The organism is Candidatus Methylomirabilis sp., assembly GCA_036000645.1.
Lineage (GTDB): Bacteria > Methylomirabilota > Methylomirabilia > Methylomirabilales > JACPAU01 > JACPAU01.
Genome location: DASYVA010000192.1, coordinates 1 through 3,334, shown reverse-complemented (window position 1 = coordinate 3,334; position 3,334 = coordinate 1). Strand labels below are relative to the sequence as shown.

At 70.4% G+C, this 3,334-nt stretch carries 2 protein-coding genes; both read right to left on the bottom strand.

Going from position 1 to position 3,334, the window contains the following annotated elements; genetic code table 11:
• On the bottom strand, positions 1 to 189 hold a 189-nt coding region (locus VGT06_10875; GenBank protein HEV8663623.1), incomplete at its 3' end, for a dihydroorotate dehydrogenase electron transfer subunit.
• Between the two features lie 16 nt (positions 190 to 205).
• The coding region (gene carB, locus VGT06_10870; protein HEV8663622.1) for a carbamoyl-phosphate synthase large subunit at positions 206 to 3,334 on the bottom strand (3,129 nt) is incomplete at its 5' end.

The window sequence follows — 3,334 nt, the reverse complement described above, 5'->3', positions numbered from 1 at the left end:
CACGCGCGTCCCCCGCCCGCGGCGCCCCCTCGCCATCCGGTAGATGCTGTAGGCCCGGGGCAGGAGCGGGTCGGTCCCGTTCAGCACCCGGAGCATGAAGAACTGGCCGGGCCGGAACGTCGGCCGGAGGCCCTCCGCCTCGATCGCCACGCCGTAGTAGCCGTGGCCCAGATCCCGATTCGCCGTCACCTCTCCCCGCATCCGCTCACCCGTCGTTCCCGCCGCTGTGGTAGGCCTGCAGCGGCTTGACCTCGAGCCGGCCGGCCTGGAGGGCGCGGATTCCCCCCGCGGCCGCGCGGGCAGCGGCCAGCGTGGTGAAGTAGGGGATGCCCATGACCACGGCGGTGCGGCGAATCTCGTAGGAATCCAGGCGGGAAGCCCGCCCCTCCGGCGTGTTCACCACCAGGGCGATCTCCCCGTTCTTCATCCGGTCCACGATGTGGGGCCGCACGCCGTCCGTCACCTTGGCCACCCGCTCCACGGCGATGCCGGCGGCCGTGAGGGCGGCGGCGGTCCCCTCCGTGGCCACCAGGCCGAAGCCCAGCTCGGCCAGCGCGATCGCCACGGGGGCCACGTGGGCCTTGTCCTGGTCCCGGACGCTCACGAAGGCGGTCCCGCCGAGGGGGAGGAGCCCGTTGGCCGCGATCTGGGACTTGGCGAAGGCGTGCCCGAAGTCCCGGTCGATCCCCATCACCTCCCCCGTGGACTTCATCTCCGGGCCGAGCACCGCGTCCACGCCGGGGAACTTGATGAAGGGCAGCACCGCCTCCTTCACGGCCACATGGCGGGGGCGCGGCTCCTCGGTAAAGCCCAGCTCCGCGAGCGTCTTCCCGACCATGAGCTTCGCCGCCAGCTTGGCGAGCGGTACTCCCACCGCCTTGCTGACAAAGGGGACGGTCCGCGAGCCCCGCGGGTTCACCTCCAGGACATGCACGGTCCCGTCCTTGATGGCGAACTGGACATTCAGGAGGCCCACCACGCCGAGCTCCAGCGCCAGCGCCCGGGTCGTCTCCCGGATCTCCTCCAGGAACTTCTCCGGCACCGAGTGCGGCGGGAGCGAGCAGGCCGAGTCCCCCGAATGGATGCCGGCCTCCTCGATGTGCTCCATGATGCCCCCGATCACCACCCGCTCCCCGTCGCAGAGGGCATCCACGTCCATCTCCAGCGCATCCTCCAGGAACTTGTCCACCAGGACCGGGTGCTCCGGGGAGGCCTGCACCGCCCGGGTCATGTACTCCTGCAGCCCGGCATCGTCGTAGACGATCTCCATGGCCCGGCCGCCCAGGACGTAGGAGGGACGGACCAGGACCGGATAGCCGATGAGGCGCGCGATCCGCGCCGCCTCGGGGAAGGTGGCGGCGGTCCCGTTGGGGGGCTGGTGAAGCCCCAGCTTCTGGAGGAGCTGCTTGAACCGCTCCCGGTCCTCGGCCCGGTCAATGGCGTCCGGACTGGTCCCCAGGATCCGGACCCCGGCCCGGGCCAACGGGACGGCGAGCTTCAGGGGCGTCTGCCCCCCGAACTGGACGATGACCCCCTCCGGCCGCTCCCGCTCCACGATGTTCAGCACCTCCTCGAGCGTGAGGGGCTCGAAGTAGAGCCGGTCCGAGGTGTCGTAGTCGGTGGAGACGGTCTCGGGGTTGCAGTTGACCATGATGGTCTCGTACCCCGCCTCCTTCAGGGCGAAGGAGGCGTGGACGCAGCAGTAGTCGAACTCGATCCCCTGGCCGATCCGGTTGGGCCCGCTCCCGAGGATGACGACCTTGCGCCGGTCGGAGGGGGCCGCCTCGTCCTCCCGCTCGTAGGTGGAGTAGAAGTAGGGCGTGTAGGCCGCGAACTCGGCCCCGCAGGTGTCCACCATCTTGAAGGTGGCCTCGATCCCCATCCGTTTCCGGGCGTCGCGGATGGTGGCCTCGTCGGAGCCCACCAGCGTGCCGAGCCGCCGGTCCGAGAACCCCATCGCCTTCGCCTCCCGCATGGCCGCGTGGGTGAGGAGGCGCAGGAGCGGGGAGGAGGCGCTCCCCTTGTCGGCCCCCACGATCCGCTCCTCGTGGCGGACGATCTCCTGGATGTGCTCCAGGAACCAGGGGTCGATGCCGCTCAGCCGGGCGATCTCCCCGGTGCCGATGCCGAGCCGGTAGGCGTCGGCGATGTAGAAGACCCGCTCCCAGTTCGGGACCCTGAGCTTCTCGCGCACGACCTGCCGTAGGGCCTCGCCGTGGGGGGAGGCGGGGTCGCGCAGGTTCCCCGGCTCCTCCCGCTGCAGCCCCCGCGGGACCGCGCGGTCGGCGAAGCGGGCGCCGAGGGGGGCCAGGCGCGTCTCCAGCCCGTAGGCGTCGATCTCGAGGGAGCGGATCGCCTTCTGGAGGGCCTCCTGGAAGGTGCGCCCGATGGCCATGACCTCCCCCACCGACTTCATCTGGGTGGTGAGGGTCTCGTCGGCCCCGGGGAACTTCTCGAAGGCGAAGCGCGGGATCTTCACCACCACGTAGTCAATCGTCGGCTCGAAGCAGGCGGGGGTCTCGCGGGTGATGTCGTTCTTGATCTCGTCGAGGGTGTACCCGACGGAGAGGAGGGCGGCGATCTTCGCGATGGGGAAGCCGGTCGCTTTGCTGGCCAGGGCCGAGGAGCGGGAGACCCGGGGGTTCATCTCGATGACCACCATCCGCCCGTCCGCCGGGTTCACCGCGAACTGGATGTTGCTCCCGCCGGTCTCCACCCCCACCTCGCGGATGACGGCGATGGCCGCGTCCCGCATCCGCTGGTACTCCTTGTCGGTAAGGGTCTGGGCCGGCGCCACCGTGATGGAGTCCCCGGTGTGCACCCCCATCGGGTCCACGTTCTCGATGGAGCAGATGATGACCACGTTGTCCGCCTTGTCCCGCATCACCTCCAGCTCGAACTCCTTCCACCCGATCACCGACTCCTCGATGAGGACCTGGTGGACGGGGCTCAGGCTGAGGCCCCACTGGACGCACTCGCGGAACTCCTCCCGGTTGTAGGCGACGGAGCCGCCGGTGCCGCCCAGCGTGAAGGAGGGGCGGATGATGGCCGGGAAGCCGACCAGGTCGAAGATGCGGAGGGCTTCCTCCGGGGTGCGGGCGTAGCCGGAGCGGGGGACCTCCAGGCCGATGCGCTCCATCGCCTGCTTGAACAGCTCCCGGTCCTCCGCCTTCCGGATGGCGTTCATCTTGGCGCCGATGAGCTCGACCTGGTAGCGGTCCAGGACCCCCTTGGCCGCCAGGACCACGGCGAGGTTGAGCGCCGTCTGGCCCCCCAGGGTGGGCAGCAGCGCCTCCGGGCGCTCGGCGGCGATGATGGCCTCCAGGATCTCGGG